Raw genomic sequence first — 18,275 nt, 5'->3', positions numbered from 1 at the left:
TTCCGGATCGGTCTCGATTGCGGCATTGCATCGGTTGTCGGCCACGGCTCAGCCGCGTTATAAGTATATTGGGGTGTTGCTAATGTTCGGACGGATCCTGCTTGTTTTCCTTTGCCCGGCGCTGCTTGCAGCGGGCGGGTGCGCGCGCAGCGGCGACGGCACGGTGGTCATCCCGAAGCCGCTCGACGTCAGGCGTATCTGGGACAAGCCTCCACCCCATGCGCAAGCCAGCCAGTCGCAGATGGGTGTCTTTCCGGTCGCACCACCGCAGGCGCCAGCACGCTCGGCGGCCCGCAGGCTCGCCCCGCCGCCCACCCGGACAAGACAGGTTACATCCGGTCCCCCACCCCTCTCTTCTTCCGACCCGGCCACGACGCTCGCCTGCAGGAATGTTAGCAAACCCGGCACGCGCTACCGCGTCGTCTGCGATTAGATTCGGCGAGCGAGACTTGCTCGACAGGGTCAGAGCGACGCCGCGCCCTTCTTGGGCTCCTTGGCGCCAAGCTTGTCCAGCGCGATGCGAACCTGCCGCAACTCGTCCTGCCAGCCGTCATCGTCGCCCATCGGTCCTTCCGACGCCGCACGCTGCAACCCGCGCGCTTCGGATTCGATGTCGCGAAGCCTGGCGATCTTCTGTTCCGTGGTCAGGGACTGGTCCTCGACAATCTCCTGCACCTTCATTTCCCTGAATGTGACCATGGCGATGGCTCCGGTTGGTCGTCTGCCACAACGCGGCAGCCGGCAAGCCGTTCCGGCGCGGAGCCCGTTCGCCTGGATCGGGGGCGACGGCCGGCCAGCCATCCGCCGAAAAGTCAGTCCGGTGGGAAAAAGGGCCGGGCCGACCACCGGCCGCGCGACCGTCGGCTTCGACCGTGACCAATTTCACTGTGGTCCGCCGCTTCCTGTGAAACCTTTGTCCGACATCCCGCGTTGTAGGTAAAAAGGAGGGCGAAGATGTCTATACACTTCACCGTCTCGGGGCTGACCAAGAACCTGATCCACTCACTTGGACTGGATCATCAGTGGTGGCCAAGAGCCCTGACCCCGGAGCAGAAACTGTTGGTGGAATGCTATCTGGCCGGCCAGATACCGGAATCGGCCTGGAGCGATTACGTGTTCGAGACGCCCGAGTTGCAACGGCACGTCAACGCCAGGCGCGCACACCACTGAGCCAGGTCGTGAAACGAGCGGTCTGCGCCGGCAGGCGTCCGCCTATTGCTTCGGCGACTTGAACTGCAGCGTAAAGACATTACCCGCAATGCCCTTGGCAAGCGCCGGCGAAAAGCTCAGCGGCAGGCAGTTCCGCAACGCGGCAGTCGCGGCATCGACAAAGGCCTTGCGCGCCTTTTCATCACCGGCCACCTTGATGGCCGTCGGCTTGGGCGGACCGATGAGCGTGCCGTCGCGCTTGAAGCTGAAGCTCAATGTCACCGTCGAATTGCCGGCATCCGCCGGCGGCGTCCAGCACGCCTGGATCGCCGTTCCGACATCGTTCATGGTGTTTAGCGATGCGGCATTCGATTGAGCGATTGCCGCCATCAATACTGTTCCCACAATCGCCGACAGTGCTGCGCCGCTTTTCATTTGCAGGTCCTCGTTTCTTCCACCGGTTGCCAGTCCGCACAGGACAACTGAAATCGATGATAGGGTCGACGCCGGCAATGACAATATGCTTCGCAAGGACTTGAAGTCGGCAGCGCTTGACTGGCCTGCTCACCGCCCCCGGGACAAGGCCCCGAAAAGCAAAAAGGCCGGCGCATTGGCCGACCTTTCCTTCCACCTCTCGATCGCGCCAGTACATCCGTGGTCGCAAGCCGGAGGTGAATTGCCATTCAGTAGACAGGGCTTTGGTTAACGAATCCCTATCGTTCGAGCCGCGCCGTCACGCCTTGGCCTGCGATTTCACATAGGCGATATAGCCGCGGACGTCGGCGGCCGGCTCGGCATAGGCCTTGCCGAGCTTCTTCTCGACCGCCGCCACATAGTCCTTCGCCCATTTGGGCAAGGCGTAGTCGATGACGGCCAGGAATTCGAGTGTTGCCGCCAGACGGATGTCGGCGATCGACGGGTTCTTGCCGCCGATGAACGGCTTGCCGTCCCTGAAGAAGCTGTGAAACACCTCCAGCGGCTCGGCGATCGCGGCCATCGCGGCCTTCTGGGCTTCGGACTTCTTGTCGGGGTGGGCGTCGCTGTGGCCGACCTCGCCGGCATATTGCGGGAAGCCGAGGAACGGATATGTGGCGCGCGCCACATAGGGGTAGAGCGTGCCGACCAGGTAGAACATGGCGCTGTCGATCATCGCCCGCTTGGCTGGCGCCTTGGGATAGAATTTCTCCAGCCCATGCTTGTTGGAGAGGTATTGCATGATGGCGCAGCTTTCCCACAGCACGCCCCTGGGAAGGCCCTTGTCCTCGATCATCGGCGTCAGATGGGCCGGGTTGCGTGCCATGAATTCCGGCGAGCGGGTGTGGCCCCAGGCGTCGGTCTCCGCGGCATCCAGCCCGGCCGCGCGCGTGAACACCCGAACGGTCATGTTGTTGACGCTGGGCTTCAGCATGCTGAGTTTCACGGCAGGTTTCTTCGCCGGCTTAGCCTTGGCCTTAGCCGCGGCTTTTGCCGTCGCCTGCGCGGCTTTTGCCGTCGCCTTCGCGGCCGGTTTGGCCACTGGCTTTGCCGACGCTTTCGCTGCCGGCTTGGCGGCTGGCTTGGCGGCTACCTTGGCCGCGGGTTTCTTCGCAGTCTTCGTCGCTGTCTTGGCCATGTGTTCCTCCCACTGGTTTTTGTTCAATATGGGTTCTTCGGTGCCCGGTCGTCCGACAAGGTGGCGCGGGAACGCTCGACGAGCGCCTGGATCGCATCGGCGAGATGCGCTTCCGCAATGTTGTAGTCGCCACGCGCCACGCGCAGTCTGTGCGCTTCCATCAGCACGTCGGCATGGGTGAAGCCTGCCGGCGGCTCGAAGCGGTAGGACGCCAGTTCGATAAGCAGGCCGAGCGGATCCTCGAAATAGATCGAATCCATGAAGCCGCGATCCTTGACGCCGCTGTGCTTGATGCCGCGCTCGTCGAGCCGCGCGACCGCCTGCAGGAAAGTGACGCGCGACACCGCAAAGGCGATGTGGTGGACGCAGCCCGGATCGGTTGGCGTGCGCCGTTTCTCCGGCGTGCGGCTCTCATCGGTGAAGATGGTGATCAGCCTTCCGTCGCCCGGATCGAAATAGAGATGGCTTTCCTTGGCCTTGTCGAGATTGGGCTGCTCGAAGATGAACGGCATGCCGAGCACGCCTTCCCAAAAGTCGATCGAGGTCTGTCGCCCGGCGCCGACCAGCGTGATGTGATGAACGCCTTGCGATTGCAGTTTCTGCATCTGGCCTTCCTCCCCGCGCGGCATCCAACTGCCGGTCCGAACGTGCCCAGCAGCTGGCGTTCTGCGCGCCGCTAAAGCTGTACCTCAGGATCCATGATGCGATGCTAATGCAATCGGCTCCGCCGCGCCAGAAGGACGCGTGATCGCTGAGGCGCGCGTCAGGCGTGATGCCATGGAGGCAGCCGTCACGACCGCGACGCGGTGGTGGCGGCGATCGAGCTTCTGGTGACAACCAACTATTGCCGAGAAATCCCCAAGCCTGCCGGATTCGCAGTCGGAAGGCCGACATCGGCATTCGAGTGGAACCCTAGGCTGGAAGGAGGAACGACCTGAAGAAAATTCAAATTCGGCCAAGGAAGAAACTGACAAAACCGACAAAACCTTCACGCCTGTAGGGAGTTTTGCCAGTTTTGTCACCTCGTCTTGAGGCGTTTTTCGATTTATTGGAGCCGACGATGCCAAAACGGCGAAGCTGGACCTGCCCGAAATGCAGGCGCACGACCTACCATCCCGATGATATCCGCAGGCGCTACTGTCCTTGGTGCAACGATCCCGACGAGCGCCGGCCTCGCCTGCGTTGCCCCAAGCCACGGCCAACGCCGCCGGCTTCGCCAGAGGCACACAATGAGGAGGAACTCGCATGACGGCACCGTGCATGTCGTCATCTCCGTCAGGTGGGCCATCGGACCGTGAGGTGGCAGCCGTTCCCGTATTGAGCCACGAGCACTTTGCGCAAGGTCTAGCCAAGGGCCTCACCGGAAAGGCAGCTTATGTCGAGGCGACCTATCGCGGACAGGGACATGTAGGCGAGGCCTTCGCTTCGTCCTTGGACGTCAACATGTCCTGCCCGCGCCGATTGTCGCTGAACCGATAGACCACGCAGGTGATAGGCTCGGGCGTGGCGGTGTGAACGCGCCGAGGGGCCCAACTCTCTACTTGGCTGCGCGAAGTTGGAAACTGATCACGCCGGCTGCAACGTTCAGGCCAGTCTGCGCCTGGACACTGAGTGGCTGCAACGTATAGGTCCTGTTGGATCCTCCAACCAGAAGATTTGCACCGACGCCTACAACGACCGTTGCTTCGGCGCCGACGCCGCTGTAGTCACCGGCCAGCACGCCGGGCGCGTAGACGTTACCGGCTGGCGCAAGGACCCGCCACCGCAGCACTGCCCTCGGCGTCGGGCCGACGTCCAGCCCCAACTTCGTGATGACCCCTATGTATGTTTCGGGCGCGACCTTCGGGTTGCCCGACGTGAAGGTGCATGTCAGAGCTTTTTTCGAGCCGATGATGAAGCGTGTGCCAGCTTCGACAACGCAGTCGAGTAGGCCGAACGTCGTGTTGGCCTCCTGAGCCGCGCTGGGCACAATGGACGCCGCGATCGCGACAAGGGTGATGGCTGTGAGACGTTTACGCATTGTGGTTTCTCCTTGTGAGATGTTCAAGACTTCCCCGGAGGTGTGAGCGCTGCTTTTCAGCATACCTACAAAAGGAGACGATCCGCATTTTGTTCCCGGAACCTGTTGGCCTCCGGTAATTGGGGCAGGTCGGCGTCTCGCCCGGGGTTATCACCGCACGCATCTCCGCCATTGGCGGCAGCCAGCTGATTGCGTTTACTTGCTGTGGCGTCAGGAAAGCGACTGCGGTATCCTGACACCACCATGCTGCACGCCAAATTGAACATACGGCAGGAGCGGTTCTGCCTTGGCCTCGCCGAAGGCCTTCCCCAATCTCGAGCCTATATCGAGGCTGGCTACACGGCGCGCGGCAATGCCGCCGAGGTGGAGGCTTCCAAGATGGTCAGGTTGCCTAAGGTGGCCGCCCGCGTCGCCGAGCTTCAGACCAAGGCTGCAGGGCGATCGGGAGTGACGGTTGACAGCCTCGTCGAGGAGCTTGACGACATGCTCGGCCTAGCTGTCGCTACGAAAAATCCCGGTGCCGGTGTTGCGTCAATCATGGCCAAGGCCCGACTGCTGGGCCTTGTCGTTGACAAGGCAGAGATCAACAGCACGATCAGGAAGCCATTCCGGACACCCACCACCGATAGCCAAATCAGCATCGACGAGTGGGTGAAACGCTTCGCGCCGAAGCGCGTCGACCCCGGCTCGAACTAACGGTTTGCATAACACCTGCTATCCGTGCAGCCGATGTCCGCAACTGCGCCGCTACTGACCAATATGCGACGCGACCGACATTAGCTCCAGCGTATTCGGAGCGCCGAACAGGCCGCCATCGAGAACCTCGGTGGAGGTCCAGCGAACGACACCGTCGCGGTCGAGCAGGAACTGGCCGACGAGCTGCCCCATGCCGTTGGCCATCATCTGTTGATCCGCTTCCGTGATATCGTAGCTGTCCTTCTTGTTCAGATATTCGAGCGCCGCAAACGGGTCCATCGGCTCCGGCATCTCGCCCGGCACGTTGACCCGCATCGCCTTCGCATCGCTCATCGAAACCTTTTGCGGCCATGCGCTCTCGTCTTCGGTGATCTGCATATTCGGCAATCCAAAGGCGCGGTGTGAAGTCCGCTCCGGATCGGATGCCGCGAGCAGGCCGAGCATCGGATGGTACCGCAGATAGAGGCGCGCCCGCTCGATGGGCGTGTTGACCACTGTCAGGCTTTCGATGCCCTTCTCGTTGAGGGCTGGGGTGAGCAGCGAAATCGTCGCGATATGACGCCTGCAAAAAGGACAATGGAGACCTCGATACAGCCCAACCAGCACTGGTTTCTCGCCACGGAAATCGTCGATAGCGATTGTGCCCTCGCGGGTAATCGTGTCGAGCACGAAATTGGGCGCACGTTCGCCCAGTTGCAGAGGGCCTACGTCGGTTCGGTCAGACATGCTTGATCCTCCTCGCGGGTCAATCCAGTAACGGAAGCGCGGCGGTACTTCCGGCTCCAGCCCGTGTTCGGCACATACTTCCTGTGCGTGTTGAAATTGCACTGTAGCACAGAGATGGCGGACGTTGGGGCGCTACCTTAGGGCGCTACCTTATGACGGCACTTTCCGTGCTTGATTTCCGGCCATTTTCACGCCAAGATTTATCAAATGCTGAAGCAAACGATATGACGGACGGGCGGTAGACTATGACTGGTAAGGCTTTGAGGCAGGCCGTGGCCTATCTTCGTACCTCATCCGCAGCCAACGTTGGCGCCGACAAAGACAGCGAGAGGCGCCAGGGCGAGGCCGTTGAGGCGTTTGCCCGTTCGACTGGGTACGAAATTATCGAGAGCTACTACGACGCGGCGGTGAGCGGTGCCGATGCGGTCACGGCGCGCCCTGGTTTTTCCGCAATGCTCGAGCGCCTTCTGTCAAATGGCGTGCGCACCATTCTCGTCGAGACCGCATCCCGCTTCGCCCGCGATTTGATCGTTCAGGAGACTGGCTACGAGATGCTGAAATCACGTGGAATCGAGTTGATCGCTGTCGACAGTCCCGACAGTTTTGTCGGCAACACCCCGACAGCGAACCTGATCCGCCAAGTGCTCGGCGCTGTTTCGGAGTTTGAGAAGGCGATGCTGGTGGAGAAGCTCAGGGGAGCCCGAGAGCGCAAGCGCCGCGAGACCGGCAAGAAGGTCGGCGGGCGCCGGAACTATGCCGAGATTGAGGGCGGACTTGAGCTGATAGCGCTGGCGAAGAAGCTTCACCGGTACCCAGTGAATGGTCGCCAGCGCACGTTGGCCGACGTTGCGAAGGCACTCGCCGGGGCGGGATATCTGTCGAGTGCTGGGAAGCCTTACACGCCGACTGCAGTCTCGCGAATGCTGGCATCAAGGGTAGGTGCGCGGGAGAGGCAACGAAAGGTCAAGGCCGATTCATCGCCTTCGGCGCTCGAACCAGCCGCTGCAGAGTTGCAACAAGAGGTGACCGAGCCCGCAATGCGGACACCGCTCGGCTCTCGCTGGTAGCCCCGTCCCCTGCCGGCTTTGTCGGCGGCGGGGGGTGGGGGTGGCCTGGGGGGCCCCTGTCAAGCGCGCCTTCATCCGACACCAGGGCTGATCTATATAGGGCTAGTCGGGAAAAGCTCCACGCGCTGATCGGGGTCTTCGAAGTTGCGCTCGACGTTTATATGCAGGATGCGTGCATCGAGATCCATGGCCATCTGTTTGAACAGCTTGCCGAGCTTGGCTAGGTAAGTGTGGGTGATGGTGTCGTGACGCTTCCCATCATTGTCGCGGCCGTTCCGATGAACGCAGTCGTGGCGCATCTGAATAGACGCAACCAATAGGTCTCGGTCCTCCTTCAAGTCTGGAAGCAGCGGCTTTCCCAAGGCAACACCGCATATCTTATTGACATTGATGAGATTGTGGAACGACACGTCCTGCAATGCCGACCTGACCATATCCCGCACGATATTCGGGTTCCCCGCTGTGGTCTCGAGCGACACGGTTTTATCTTTCAGGATCGGTAGGACCTTGATCATCCTGGCCTGGACCTTGATGTCTGCCATGGCCAAGCTGATGATGGCATCTGACAGGTAGGCCTCGACGATGGAAAAGAGGCGGGTAAAGAGCATGCGGTTTTCGCTGGCAGCACCGTCCTTTTCGTCCGAAAAGGTCCCCAACAGCACACGCCACTCCTGCAGCGCATTCTCGAAAATCGAATGGGCACCCGGCTCAGGCGGTGGGTCATCGTCCCAGTCGTCACCTAAATTGACGGGCGATGCACTTACGTCGACATCTGGATATCCGGACAGTTCAAGCCTTAGGCCCTTGTTGTCTGCGCACATTTCCAAGATCCAAGAGCTGTCGCAGGTCAGGCACTCAATCTCCTCCACACGCTCATCGGATATGTCGTCTCTAGAGCCCTCATCGACAGAAGGAACGCGGACATACGCTGCGGCTAGACGGCCGCAATCCGGGCACCTGAACGAGACCTCATGGTCTGGCCGCGTCATCATCCAATATTCTTTAGCCGAGCCCATTTTCAGGTATCCAGCATGTTCCACATAGTGCCTTCGGGAAGTACTTCGTAACGTGATCTCGCAACTCACGCCACAGCCATCGCGGCAATGAGTGGCTACACGAGATTTTGCCGCGCTATGATGAATGATCGAGGCGAGACGGCGGAATTGGGGATTTGCTGAAGTGCAAAGCCCGGTGTAGCACCCGCCGGGGTTTGTCGGCGGCGGGGGTAGGGGCGGGGCTTGTGGGGCCCCTATCAGGCGTGCCCGCCTCGTTCAGGTTCATCATAGCCGCCTCTCTCGCCCCTAAACCCAAATAGCTCCGAAAGACGGAATTTCGAACCCAACGGTGACCTTCATTGTCCGCGTTGCGAATGGCAGTAGTGCGCCTCATGTCGGCCGTTGAGGTGCTCTTCGCTGTTGCCCGATAGCAGACGTTGCCGGCGACCACGGTGGAGGTCGTGGTTGCGCCATCTGCGGACCATCGCTCGTATCGTGGGGAACGTCGTGTTCCTTCCGTAGCGGACGTTCGCATGCGGGCTAAGGCGCACATCCCGAGCTTTTTTCTGGGTCCTTCTCAGAACTTCGTGATGTTGGCTGCTGGCGGGTTTGGATGCTTCTTGAGCGTCTCTTCGTATTTCTCGACCAATTTGAGCGCTGGCCCGACTGTCCATCCGAAGAACGCCCCAACCTGAAGATCCTCGTGAGGGTCCATTTGGATGTTATAGACCTTGGGATACCCTGCCATGGGTGCGCTGGCGGAGAACATGCCCGGCTGACGCTGCGGTCCGTCGCCGGTCGGATGCACGTCGGTGAAGTAGAAACGCCATTGCTTCCAACGCGCGGCCACCAGATCGGCGCCGATAAAGGTCAGCAAGCCGTCTCTGCCACCGGTCGCGCTCTTGCCAAACAAAACTTCGGTCTGATCGACGCCATCGATCGGCCGGTCCGTGGGGATCCTGCCGTCGATCAGCTTGGCAAAGGTTGGGAAGAAGTCCATTTCCGAGAACATGGCGGACGAAGTGCTGTTCGGGGCGACGTGGCCCGGCCAGCGGATAAAACAGAAGGTCCGGATCGATCCCTCGGTCGCTTCGCCAAGTTCTCCGCGGAAAGGACCGGAGTTGCCCATATCCGGCGTTCCCTGGTTGCCCATCTCTCGGGCGGTCTCGCCTTGCGGCCCGTTGTCCGACGCGAAGACGACAAGCGTGTTGTCGTCGAGACCAAGTTCCTCTAGGGCATCGAGCATCTGCCCCACGTGATAATCGCCCTCCAATGGGCTCCACTGAAAGCGTCGTCCGCGCCGGCGTGTCGATGGGCTCTGCGACATGCACCGCTGGCACCAAAGCCATCGATGACATGATATCGCGACTCAGCGCGGGCCACCCCATCGATGGGCGGGTGCCAGTCCGTTATCCGGAACGTCATACATTATCGTCCCGAGTTCCTGATCGTGGTCCGGACCTATTATTCGGATAGTTGTTACGCCAACCAAATCGTCTCGCGGATTGTTGCCGGGTTCGATTTTGCTGCCTCCGGCCAGGTCGATGTCGGGGTCACTCGGCATGTTGGCCGCGAAGGTTTCTGAAACGCCAACTGCTACATAGAACGCCAAGCCGCAGCCAAGCCCAACACGAGTTCGCTTGCTCATGAACTCCTCCCATCGTCTTGATAGTGCGTCGTGGTGCGTCGTGGGCATCACGGCCGGATCATCGGCGTTCGACGACTTCCGGTCCTGAAAGCCATTCCGAACTATTCCGAAATCTTCGGAAAGACGATATGATTGGATATGTCGCTTCAGCTCATCACGTTCGGTTCGTTCGCATTCGATTGCGGACGCGGGACCTTGTTGCGACGCGGGACCTTGTTGCGACGTGGGTCGCCGGTTGCCATCGGAACCAGAGGCCGGGCGCTACTGAAGGCCCTATTGGAAGCAAATGGCGAGGTCGTGACGAAGTCAGCATTAATGGATGCGGCGTGGCCATGCACGAACGTCGAGGAGAGCAATCTTACCGTTCAGATCGCCGCGCTTCGCAAGGTCCTCGGCCGGTCGGCTGACGGCGAAGAGTGGATAGCAACTGTTCCGCGCGTGGGGTACAGGCTGGTCCATTCCACGCCGTTACGAAATCGCGACATCGATGCGCCGGTGCCGCAAGCGACTGGGTCAACGCCTTCGATTGCCGTAATGCCGTTCACCAATATGAGCAGCGATCCAGAGCAAGAGTATTTCGGCGACGGACTGGCCGAGGATTTGATCACGGACCTGTCGAAGGTCGCCGGTCTCCTGGTGATCGCACGCCATTCCTCTTTCGTTTACAAAGGCAAGCAGGCCGATATCCGATCAATCGCCACGGATCTCAACGTGCGCTACGTGATCGAAGGGAGCGTACGCCGTGCCGCGGATCGGGTCCGGATCAGCGCCCAGATCATCGATGCGCTCGACAATCGCCCACTGTGGGCCGAACGGTTCGATCGGGATCTCGCAGATATCTTTGCGCTGCAGGATGAGATAGTGGCAAGGATCGTGAACAGCCTTTCTGATCTGCTGCCGCCGGTGCCTTCCATTGCAGGTCAAAGGCCAGCGAATCTTGAAGCCTACGACCTTTTCGTGCGCGGGCGGGCGCTGGTCAACCAGTCGGTCAAAGGGAATCGGCCCGCTCGTTTGCTGATCGAGAGATCTATCGAACTGGATCCGGGTTTTGCGGACGACCTGCAGCTTCGCGCCACTGAACAAGCCGGGCATCGGGCCGAGGCAACAATGCGGACCATCCGGCGCGAGGTGGAGTTGTGGCTAGTGAAACGCCGGCTGCTCGGGGCTGACGACAGCATGTTCAAGGATGTTGGTGTTTCTTCCGGGAACGTCGATTGGCTCGTTCGAAACGGTCGTGGCGATCGGTGCGGATAGTCGGCGAGGAGTCCAGCGCTGGGGCTGATTCCCCAGCGACAACCTTCTGACCGACTCCGGTGCTCGCGCCGCTAACTGCTCACCTTGACGCAGCGCTGGCGGAGAAGGAGCGCAGGCAAACCTCTGAGCGTACGCGAGCTGCCCTTGCCGCTCGCAAGGAGCGCGGGACGAAGCTGGGCAATCTCGGAACGCTCCCGATGCGGCTGCGGCCTACGTGCGCGCCCCCGAGCTCAAGGCCGTGACCTGAGAACACCGCTTACACCGCGGCGGACCCCAGCCATCATCTTCATCACGGCGATCGACGACGAATTCCTGCTGGGGAACGTCCAGCGCGTTCTGAATGCACACGGCTTGGCCGCCGACTACATTTCCCTCGGCTGATGCTGGCGTCGTCTTCCACGACCGCTACCATGCATGATGGCTTCAGGCTCTTCCCAAGCTATTTGCTTACTGGAAGCGACAGCTGGCATGCTCCAGCAGTGGGCCCGAATAGTCGGCCCAAAGCCGAACCCCGCATACTGTCCTTCAGGGAGGCGGCCGACGACCGCTTGACCCCATGTAGAGGACATTCGCCTCGAGCACTGCTACGTCCGAGTTGGGTCATGATTTCGCGTTGAGCAACGACGCGGTTGCGCCGCCATTTGCCGACCTTCGCGCGCTAAGGGCGAACGTCAGCGAACCGCTGACAGACGATTTATGTTGCGCGGGAAGGGCTCTTCGGTTGGACGAGCAGGTGGTGACAATTCGGCCACACGGCGCGGTTGCTGATATTCACTGCGTCAATATCGCTTGCAGCATCTTGGTTCATACTTCACAGTGCAGTGGATCGTATCTGGCGTCCGAAGGTACTGGAAGCTTGGTCAAAATTGGCGTCAGTTTGGCTGCTGCAACCGTACTCCTTGCGACGCGCGCCTGGTCAGCCGACAATTCAGGGGTGGATCAGGCGCCGCCGACTGATGTCGACGTTATCATTGAACTCGGCCTTGGCGGAATAATTCAGCCTAAATACGAAGGCTCAGAGGACTATGAGGTTTGGCCGTGGCCAGTGATCGGCTTCGGCTATCTCGCCATCCCCGGCTTGTTTGCAATCGGCAGCCCAGAAGCTCAGGTTGGCGGATTCGCGGTCGGCCCCTCCTTCAACTACACCTCTGATCGGGACTTCAACGATGATCCCGACCTGTTCGGGCTTGATGAAGTCGACGCCACATTTGAGGCTGGTTTACGGGCCAGCTATGAGTGGACCAACGCGGAGGTTTGGGGAGAGGCTCGCTATGCTTTCGGCGGTGCTGATGGTGTCGTGGGTGAATTCGGCTTGAACGCGGTGGCCCGGCCTACGCCTGAGCTCGAGCTTAAATTGGGACCTTTCGCGACAGCTGCTTCAGCCGACTATATGGGCAGCTATTTCGGAGTTTCGGCTCAAGAATCCGCTAACACAGGCTTCAGAGTTGACGCCTTTGATCCAGAGGGTGGCTTTAAGAGCGTGGGCATCAAAGGCCTCGCGAGATATGAATTTCGGCCGACGTGGTTTTTGAACGCAAAGGCATCGTACAGTAAGCTTGTGGGCGACGCCGCCGATTCGCCGATTGTTAAATTTGGCGCCGAAGATCAATTCTCTTTCGGCTTGAGTATCTCAAAGAGGTTCTCGCTCGACCTGTTTTGACGCGTGTCGCAGCTGTGCGTAATGGCGCGCCTGGGCCGGCCGCGTGATTGCGTGGACATTGGGGGTTGTTCTTCGTGCTCGGATATTTTGGCCTCCTTGTCTTTGGGCTCGCAGGTGAGGATGGCGAAGGTGGGCACGTCCTCACCCGTCGCAGGATTTTCCGCTGGGTCATCCAGCGTCCTCGAGCTCGGTCAGCTTGCGCTTTCGGCTCGGAGCAGCGCTTCACGTTGAACCGAACCTGATCGGAAGGAAGTGGCGGCCCTACTGCACCTGCTCACGACAACTTTTGGCACTCGTTTCCGGTCGGCGAGATGTACGGCAGGGAACCACGCTTTCGAGACGTTCTCCGGGGAAACAGGGAGGGCAGGATTGGGTCAAACCTTCGCGTTCAAAACGGCAACGCCGCGTTACCTTGTGGCCTGGTGCCGAATGTCCTTCCCGAACAGTTCTCTCTTTTGTTCGCGCGCCTCTTCGGAAACGGTTTCTACTCAATGGGTTGGAATTTTGGCACGCCAAAGAGGATGAAACTGAGAACTGGACGATCAGGCATGTAGCCTGCTCATGACGCCCGTTTCCGGATGATCCAGCCGATGCCTCCCGCAAGCACGATGCCGAGTAGCGGCCATTTCGCCCAGAAAATCCCGTTCCAGGTCAGCAGGTTTACACCGACGATCCCCAATGCGACGACACTCAGCATGGCGACGCCCCGATTGATGAGGCTCGTCATGCTTGCCCAGCGGAGGCCCGCCAGAACCGCCACGACGAGCATCGGCCACTCAGCCCAGAAAATCCCATTCCACGAAAGCACATTGATGGCCACCAACCCCAGCGCGATCAAGGCAAGCAGAAGGAAATTCCGGCTGATCCTGCGCCCGAGGAAAGCGCCAGACCGGGCGGCGTCGCGCGACCGCCCGTCAGCGGCCGGTTCGGCGCGGCGCGCCACCGCTTCGGCCCCGCTCTTCTCACCGCCGATCCGGACAACGTAGCTCGGCACACCTTCTTCGATGTTCTTGACGGCGAGGTCGCCCAGGAACTCGAACCCGACCGCCATTTTGTTGCGGACCTGATCGTACACCGTATTTGAGATCACGATCCCGCCTGCCGGGGCGGCGGTCTGAAGGCGGGCGGCAATGTTGACGCCGTCTCCATAAATGTCATCTCCCTCGACCATGACGTCGCCAAGGTTGATTCCAATCCGAAAGCGCATCTGCGTTTCGGCCGGGCGAACGGCATTGTGCCCGGCCAACTCGTTCTGAACGTCGATGGCCGTCCGGACGGACTCGACCACGCTCGGGAATTCGGCGATCAACCCGTCGCCCCAGGTGTTGACGACACGCCCGCCACGGGCCTCGATTAGGCACACCATTGCGTCCCTGTACTGTTTCAGAGTCGCCAGCGTTCCTTCTTCGTCGGCTTCCATCAGGCGCGTATAGCCCTGAACGTCCGCCGAGAAGATGGTCGTCAGTTTGCGTTGTGTCGCCGACATTGAACTGTCCTGCTCGATGTGAGCAGCCGAAGCTTGCCGTGCTCCGGTGGCTGAGTCTACGTCGCATTCCCGCGTCGCATGAAGATACTGAAAACACTCTTTCTTGGCGCGGGGATGGCGGTTCTGGCCGCAGTGAACAGGAAGACGCGTTGGGTCGACCGGAGGGCTCGAAAAGCCGCCCTGCGGGGGAGGGTCCCGAAGTCATGGACGGTGACCGCGTCCGTCGCGTCCTGCGGAAGCTGCATCGTTGACGTTTCGCGTTCTTCTTATTTGCGAGCCGGAGCGCCAGCAGCCAAGCCCGGAGCCCCGATGGAGCCCGGCAGGCCGCCGTCGAGATCCCCGTGGGTGATTGTACCGGAGGATCGCACGGCATGCCGTGCGATGTCGTGCAAGTAGACCACCGCGTGAAGCGAACCGATCCCCGGCACCGTCATGGCCTGATCCGCACTGGATGCCATTTGAAAGCCTGAAAATGCGATCCGGATTTTGGGCTCGTTTTAGGCTCAGAATTCGATTGGGAGTGGAAGTTTCCCGTAAACCATTGAAAAGATTGGTACGCCAAAGGGGGATGAAGATGAGAACTGGACTATCAGGCGTGCAACCTGAGTAGCGCCTCCGATCGGGCAGGGTGCAGGATGTCGCCTGAGGGCGTGGTCGCCCGCCAGTTTCAGGGATTTTTACCTGCGTGCATTAAGGTCATTAAGGTCGGCCTTGCGCCACAAGTGGACAGTCCCCACCCGTTCGAGATGGTCACGTGTGCGCACCAGCATCGGACACTACCCGCGATGCCAAACCAAGACTGGGCGGACTCGTGCCGAAACGGGCAGAGTGGCGCGCGAGACTATCGACGGCTCAACTTCCCCAGTTCAGCGAGGATCGCCGAACCCGACTTGATGCCGGCGATGAAGCACTCGATCTTGAGATTCTCGTTGGGCGCATGATTGGCTTCGTCGGCATTGGCGTAAGGAACGATGAAAGCCGGCACTCCGAGGATCTTGGTGAAGACATAGTCTGGCAGGCTGGCTCCGAGTGTCGGATAGAGCAAGGGCTCGACGCCACGCGCGGCCACCAACGCCCTTCGGATCGGCTCGGCATAGGGTGAGTCCATCGGCGTCTTCGACGGCAGCATGCGACTCAGCGGCACAAACTCGACATCGGGCGCGTGGCGGGCGACATGCAAGGCTACTTTCTCCAGGACGTATTCAGGCGTCAGCGGCTCCACGAGGCGGATATCGCATTTGACGAAGGCCTCGCAGGGAAGCACTGTCTTTCCCCCGGGCCCGCCGTAGCCGCCATGAAAGCCGTTGATGGTCAAGGTCGGGTGGAACATCAGCCGGTCGAAATAGCCGCGGTCCCTCGGCGCGTCGAGCTCGCGAAACCCCAACTCCGATTTTAGCTGGTCGAGGTCGAGCGGGAGTTTTGACACCGCCTCGCGCTCGGCGTTGGTCGCGGGGATCACTGGTTCGATCAGCCCCTCGATCGTGATCTCGCCAGCAGGGTTCTTCATAGTCGAGAGGAGATGGACCAGCTTCCAAATGGCATTCGGCACAACCCCACCGAAATTGCCGGAATGCACGTCGCGGCTCGCCGTCTTGGCGCGCAGTTCGAAACCTGCCACGCCGCGTGCCCCGAAGGTAATGACTGGAAGCCCGGATTCATGGAGCGGGCCGTCGGACGTCACGACCAAATCGGTTTTGAGCCTGTCAGCGTGCTCGCGCACGAACTCGGCTATGTGCGGACTGCCGATCTCTTCCTCGCCTTCAAGTAGGAAGATCACGTTGCAGGGCAAATCGCCATTGACCGCAAGATGCGTTTCGAGCGCCAGCAGCTGCGCGAAGTGCTGACCCTTATTGTCGCCAATTCCTCGCGCATAGATGCGGCCGTTGCGGATGGTCGGTTCGAAGGGCGGACTCTCCCAAAGTTCGAGCGGGTCCGGCGGCTGCACATCGTAGTGGCCGTAGAGCAGGACGGTCGCCTTATCTGGCGATACGTTGCGCCGGCCGAGCACCATTGGATGGTTCCTTGTCGGCACAATTTCTGCCTCCATGCCGAGGGCCTTCAGCATATCCACAAGCAGGGCCGCGAGTTCGCTAATGCCGACATTGTGCGCGCTTATGCTGGGGTGGCGTACATAATCCATCACGCGCGCGATGAATGCCTCGCGGTGGGCCTCCACATGATCAAACAGCTTCTGGAGATCGGCATCGACAACGCTCATTGGCGGCTCCCGCTATGTGGCCGGATGATGACGCCAGTCTCGTGAATAGCAAAACTTATTCTGGTGATCCGCAGAGATATAGAAATGCCCGTTTTCCGGACGTTGCGATTTGCCCAATCGAACGTCCTCTCTGGGTCAGGTCACGACGATGCCCGCGCCCAACCTAAATGTCCGCTCTGGACGATCCGCAGACCGAAGCTGCCGGTCTGTTCTCGGCCCGAACGCGACGTCCGAGTAGTGGCTTGGTAGTTGGCGCAACGTGCCCGTTCTGGCAGTTGAGCCGAACGGCAACTTCCCATTCACCTCGGCCATCGGCGGCAGCCAGTTGGTAGAGTTTGACCCTAGACTAGAACGCCAGCGGGTGAGATCGCCGCCGCCGGGACGGCCGGTCGCCGGCACCCGCCTCCGGGGTTTGTCTGTAGCGGGGTGGGGGTGGTTTGTGGAGCCTCAAATCTGCTCGATTTCACACCCCCCCAAACTTCAACCACGAGGAGAAAACTTGCCGAAGTGCAATCGTTTTGTTAAACTGATCTGTGCATCCAGAGAGGGCTTCGGCCCCGCCAACCAGCCTGACCGGCAACGGTGGTGAAGACGATGTGGCCCTGAACGGGGCAACAGTAGGTCAGAGCTCTCCACGATGTGTGCATTGACGACCGGCAAGGTCCGAAACCCATGGAGAACGTATGACCAACAAACATCCACCCGTCACTTGGGAACTGATCGACGACGCTGGGCTTATCGCCTCGCTGATGCGGATGGCGGATGAAAACGACCAGGCGGTCGCCGTGCTTGATCTCATCGCTCGTCGCGACGACCGCATCGAACGGCTTGGGCTGGGGCTGAGAGAGGCAGCAAGGGCGCTCTCCGGTGATCATGCCACCATCAGCAAGCGCATCGGGCGCTTGTTGCCGGAATTCGATGATCCGATGGCGCGCTTCAGGGATGACGTGCACCCTGCCGTTACGAATGCCCGCATTGCGGTGCACAACGCAAAAATCATGGGCCAGCTTGGTTCGGAGGCTCCGGACGATGAAGATTAACCGGTCGAAGAAGGCGCGCAAAGAGGTGACGGACGCACTCGCCTATCATCTCGACCTACTGCGGGGTTTGCGGGAGGAGCAGCGGCGAGCCATCGCTGAGGTGGCAGCTGGTGGAGAGAACACTATTGCCAGCGCGGTTCTCCTATCTCGCGATATCGTCAAATCCGAGCGCGGCAATGAGTGGCTGCGCCAGATTTTGGCATGTTATGATGAATGACCGTGGCGAGATCGATTCAGCCGGCTCGAAGCGAGGTCACGACGACTTCGGATTTGCAAGACGATGAAACGTGCCGGTCGTCGCCTTCTCGAATCGCAGCTGCATGCAGGCGTCTATCGCGGTATATTAGCCGAAGTCATCGTCGCGGCCGTTCGGCGTGACGAGCGCCATAGTCAGCACCCGGATAGATATCCCAAGCTCCGCCAAAGCTATCATGGCAACAAGGCCGTCGAGATTAAATCTCGCGTACCGAAGAGAAGTGCGAAGCCCCGGTGCACCACCCGCCCGGCCTTGTCGGCAGTCGCGGGTAGGCTGGCTTTGTGGGGCCCCGATCAGGCGCACGCGGCCGACACCCTCGTCCAGGTTCGGGGCCTCCTCGCGGCCGGCCGTTCTCGCCTCAAAACCCAAATCACTCTGAACGACCGAGTTCAACCGGTTGCGGTCCTTCAGTTGCGAGCGTTGCATGACGCGATCTGACCCTAACCGG

20 protein-coding genes and 1 riboswitch are annotated in these 18,275 nt (G+C 60.4%); of the genes, 7 read left to right on the top strand and 13 right to left on the bottom strand.

All coding sequences use genetic code 11. From position 1 onward, the window contains the following. Positions 1 to 462: 462 nt before the first annotated feature. Positions 463 to 699: a hypothetical protein gene (locus AC1RUK_RS31610; RefSeq protein ID WP_436169503.1), complete on the bottom strand. Its 237-nt coding sequence runs from the start codon at positions 697 to 699 to the stop codon at positions 463 to 465. Between the two features lie 255 nt (positions 700 to 954). Here AC1RUK_RS31610 and AC1RUK_RS31605 point away from each other — a divergent pair, with 255 nt between their 5' ends. Further along, positions 955 to 1,170 (top strand): hypothetical protein, encoded by a 216-nt coding sequence (locus tag AC1RUK_RS31605; RefSeq protein ID WP_481837493.1) that lies wholly within the window; start codon positions 955 to 957, stop codon positions 1,168 to 1,170. A 42-nt stretch (positions 1,171 to 1,212) separates the two neighbouring features. Here the strand turns inward: AC1RUK_RS31605 and AC1RUK_RS31600 are convergent, their stop codons facing one another. The 5 genes from AC1RUK_RS31600 to AC1RUK_RS31580 form a co-directional block, all read right to left on the bottom strand. Next, positions 1,213 to 1,584 (bottom strand): UCP034077 family protein, encoded by a 372-nt coding sequence (locus AC1RUK_RS31600; protein ID WP_481837494.1) that lies wholly within the window; start codon positions 1,582 to 1,584, stop codon positions 1,213 to 1,215. Positions 1,585 to 1,882: 298 nt separating this feature from the next. Next, a complete protein-coding gene (locus AC1RUK_RS31595) occupies positions 1,883 to 2,761 on the bottom strand; it encodes a glutathione S-transferase family protein (RefSeq protein WP_481837495.1) in 879 nt (292 codons plus the stop codon). Between the two features lie 23 nt (positions 2,762 to 2,784). Beyond that, positions 2,785 to 3,366, bottom strand: coding sequence for a VOC family protein (locus tag AC1RUK_RS31590; protein ID WP_481837496.1), 582 nt, complete (start codon positions 3,364 to 3,366; stop codon positions 2,785 to 2,787). Positions 3,367 to 3,706: 340 nt separating this feature from the next. Next, positions 3,707 to 3,865 carry a hypothetical protein gene (locus AC1RUK_RS31585; protein ID WP_481837497.1) on the bottom strand — a complete coding sequence of 53 codons (159 nt, stop codon included), beginning with the start codon at positions 3,863 to 3,865 and terminating at the stop codon, positions 3,707 to 3,709. 433 nt (positions 3,866 to 4,298) lie between these two features. Then, entirely contained in the window at positions 4,299 to 4,781 is a 483-nt protein-coding gene (locus AC1RUK_RS31580) for a DUF992 domain-containing protein (RefSeq protein ID WP_481837498.1), read from the bottom strand. Between the two features lie 243 nt (positions 4,782 to 5,024). On the opposite strand from AC1RUK_RS31580, the gene AC1RUK_RS31575 reads away from it, so the two are divergent. Further along, positions 5,025 to 5,477, top strand: coding sequence for a terminase small subunit (locus AC1RUK_RS31575; RefSeq protein ID WP_481837499.1), 453 nt, complete (start codon positions 5,025 to 5,027; stop codon positions 5,475 to 5,477). 51 nt (positions 5,478 to 5,528) lie between these two features. Here AC1RUK_RS31575 and AC1RUK_RS31570 read toward each other — a convergent pair whose 3' ends face one another. Continuing rightward, positions 5,529 to 6,203, bottom strand: coding sequence for a peroxiredoxin-like family protein (locus AC1RUK_RS31570; RefSeq protein WP_481837500.1), 675 nt, complete (start codon positions 6,201 to 6,203; stop codon positions 5,529 to 5,531). Positions 6,204 to 6,475: 272 nt separating this feature from the next. On the opposite strand from AC1RUK_RS31570, the gene AC1RUK_RS31565 reads away from it, so the two are divergent. Further along, positions 6,476 to 7,270, top strand: coding sequence for a recombinase family protein (locus tag AC1RUK_RS31565; protein WP_481837501.1), 795 nt, complete (start codon positions 6,476 to 6,478; stop codon positions 7,268 to 7,270). 92 nt (positions 7,271 to 7,362) lie between these two features. Here the strand turns inward: AC1RUK_RS31565 and AC1RUK_RS31560 are convergent, their stop codons facing one another. From AC1RUK_RS31560 to AC1RUK_RS31550, 3 genes are all read right to left on the bottom strand, one after another. After that, positions 7,363 to 8,286: a hypothetical protein gene (locus tag AC1RUK_RS31560; RefSeq protein ID WP_481837502.1), complete on the bottom strand. Its 924-nt coding sequence runs from the start codon at positions 8,284 to 8,286 to the stop codon at positions 7,363 to 7,365. A gap of 556 nt (positions 8,287 to 8,842) precedes the next feature. After that, positions 8,843 to 9,511, bottom strand: a complete 669-nt coding sequence (locus AC1RUK_RS31555; protein ID WP_481839342.1) for a sulfatase-like hydrolase/transferase — start codon at positions 9,509 to 9,511, stop codon at positions 8,843 to 8,845. A gap of 123 nt (positions 9,512 to 9,634) precedes the next feature. Then, on the bottom strand, positions 9,635 to 9,913 hold the full coding sequence (locus AC1RUK_RS31550; RefSeq protein WP_481837503.1) for a hypothetical protein: 279 nt from the start codon (positions 9,911 to 9,913) through the stop codon (positions 9,635 to 9,637). 138 nt (positions 9,914 to 10,051) lie between these two features. On the opposite strand from AC1RUK_RS31550, the gene AC1RUK_RS31545 reads away from it, so the two are divergent. Together AC1RUK_RS31545 and AC1RUK_RS31540 are read left to right on the top strand one after the other, a co-directional pair. Next, positions 10,052 to 11,167: a winged helix-turn-helix domain-containing protein gene (locus AC1RUK_RS31545; RefSeq protein ID WP_481840164.1), complete on the top strand. Its 1,116-nt coding sequence runs from the start codon at positions 10,052 to 10,054 to the stop codon at positions 11,165 to 11,167. A 613-nt stretch (positions 11,168 to 11,780) separates the two neighbouring features. Continuing rightward, positions 11,781 to 12,827, top strand: a complete 1,047-nt coding sequence (locus AC1RUK_RS31540) for a MipA/OmpV family protein (protein ID WP_481837505.1) — start codon at positions 11,781 to 11,783, stop codon at positions 12,825 to 12,827. Positions 12,828 to 13,386: 559 nt separating this feature from the next. On the opposite strand, the gene AC1RUK_RS31535 is transcribed toward AC1RUK_RS31540, so the two are convergent. Continuing rightward, positions 13,387 to 14,313 carry an adenylate/guanylate cyclase domain-containing protein gene (locus tag AC1RUK_RS31535; protein ID WP_481837506.1) on the bottom strand — a complete coding sequence of 309 codons (927 nt, stop codon included), beginning with the start codon at positions 14,311 to 14,313 and terminating at the stop codon, positions 13,387 to 13,389. Positions 14,314 to 15,154: 841 nt separating this feature from the next. Beyond that, entirely contained in the window at positions 15,155 to 16,531 is a 1,377-nt protein-coding gene (locus AC1RUK_RS31530; RefSeq protein ID WP_481837507.1) for a M20/M25/M40 family metallo-hydrolase, read from the bottom strand. A gap of 530 nt (positions 16,532 to 17,061) precedes the next feature. After that, a riboswitch (SAM-I-IV-variant riboswitch) is annotated at positions 17,062 to 17,160 on the top strand. Between the two features lie 54 nt (positions 17,161 to 17,214). Between AC1RUK_RS31530 and AC1RUK_RS31525 the strand changes: the two genes are divergently transcribed. Next, complete coding sequence (locus tag AC1RUK_RS31525; protein ID WP_481837508.1) at positions 17,215 to 17,571, top strand: hypothetical protein; 357 nt, start codon at positions 17,215 to 17,217, stop codon at positions 17,569 to 17,571. Continuing rightward, a complete protein-coding gene (locus AC1RUK_RS31520) occupies positions 17,561 to 17,788 on the top strand; it encodes a hypothetical protein (RefSeq protein ID WP_481837509.1) in 228 nt (75 codons plus the stop codon). Before AC1RUK_RS31525 ends, AC1RUK_RS31520 begins: the two co-directional genes overlap by 11 nt. 126 nt (positions 17,789 to 17,914) lie before the next feature. Here the strand turns inward: AC1RUK_RS31520 and AC1RUK_RS31515 are convergent, their stop codons facing one another. After that, complete coding sequence (locus tag AC1RUK_RS31515; RefSeq protein ID WP_481837510.1) at positions 17,915 to 18,253, bottom strand: hypothetical protein; 339 nt, start codon at positions 18,251 to 18,253, stop codon at positions 17,915 to 17,917. Positions 18,254 to 18,275 lie beyond the last annotated feature (22 nt).

It is taken from the genome of Mesorhizobium monacense, assembly GCF_056781675.1.
Note: the sequence above shows the minus strand (reverse complement) of the source record. Positions and strands in the feature narration are given on the sequence as shown.

Bases quoted from the DNA above. Each gene is read 5' to 3' on its own strand.
- AC1RUK_RS31610 (WP_436169503.1), bottom strand. From the start codon at position 699: ATGGTCACATTCAGGGAAATGAAGGTGCAGGAGATTGTCGAGGACCAG.
- AC1RUK_RS31605 (WP_481837493.1), top strand. From the start codon at position 955: ATGTCTATACACTTCACCGTCTCGGGGCTGACCAAGAACCTGATCCAC.
- AC1RUK_RS31600 (WP_481837494.1), bottom strand. From the start codon at position 1,584: ATGAAAAGCGGCGCAGCACTGTCGGCGATTGTGGGAACAGTATTGATG.
- AC1RUK_RS31595 (WP_481837495.1), bottom strand. From the start codon at position 2,761: ATGGCCAAGACAGCGACGAAGACTGCGAAGAAACCCGCGGCCAAGGTA.
- AC1RUK_RS31590 (WP_481837496.1), bottom strand. From the start codon at position 3,366: ATGCAGAAACTGCAATCGCAAGGCGTTCATCACATCACGCTGGTCGGC.
- AC1RUK_RS31580 (WP_481837498.1), bottom strand. From the start codon at position 4,781: ATGCGTAAACGTCTCACAGCCATCACCCTTGTCGCGATCGCGGCGTCC.
- AC1RUK_RS31575 (WP_481837499.1), top strand. From the start codon at position 5,025: ATGCTGCACGCCAAATTGAACATACGGCAGGAGCGGTTCTGCCTTGGC.
- AC1RUK_RS31570 (WP_481837500.1), bottom strand. From the start codon at position 6,203: ATGTCTGACCGAACCGACGTAGGCCCTCTGCAACTGGGCGAACGTGCG.
- AC1RUK_RS31560 (WP_481837502.1), bottom strand. From the start codon at position 8,286: ATGGGCTCGGCTAAAGAATATTGGATGATGACGCGGCCAGACCATGAG.
- AC1RUK_RS31555 (WP_481839342.1), bottom strand. From the start codon at position 9,511: ATGCTCGATGCCCTAGAGGAACTTGGTCTCGACGACAACACGCTTGTC.
- AC1RUK_RS31550 (WP_481837503.1), bottom strand. From the start codon at position 9,913: ATGAGCAAGCGAACTCGTGTTGGGCTTGGCTGCGGCTTGGCGTTCTAT.
- AC1RUK_RS31545 (WP_481840164.1), top strand. From the start codon at position 10,052: ATGTCGCTTCAGCTCATCACGTTCGGTTCGTTCGCATTCGATTGCGGA.
- AC1RUK_RS31535 (WP_481837506.1), bottom strand. From the start codon at position 14,313: ATGTCGGCGACACAACGCAAACTGACGACCATCTTCTCGGCGGACGTT.
- AC1RUK_RS31530 (WP_481837507.1), bottom strand. From the start codon at position 16,531: ATGAGCGTTGTCGATGCCGATCTCCAGAAGCTGTTTGATCATGTGGAG.
- AC1RUK_RS31525 (WP_481837508.1), top strand. From the start codon at position 17,215: ATGACCAACAAACATCCACCCGTCACTTGGGAACTGATCGACGACGCT.
- AC1RUK_RS31520 (WP_481837509.1), top strand. From the start codon at position 17,561: ATGAAGATTAACCGGTCGAAGAAGGCGCGCAAAGAGGTGACGGACGCA.
- AC1RUK_RS31515 (WP_481837510.1), bottom strand. From the start codon at position 18,253: ATGCAACGCTCGCAACTGAAGGACCGCAACCGGTTGAACTCGGTCGTT.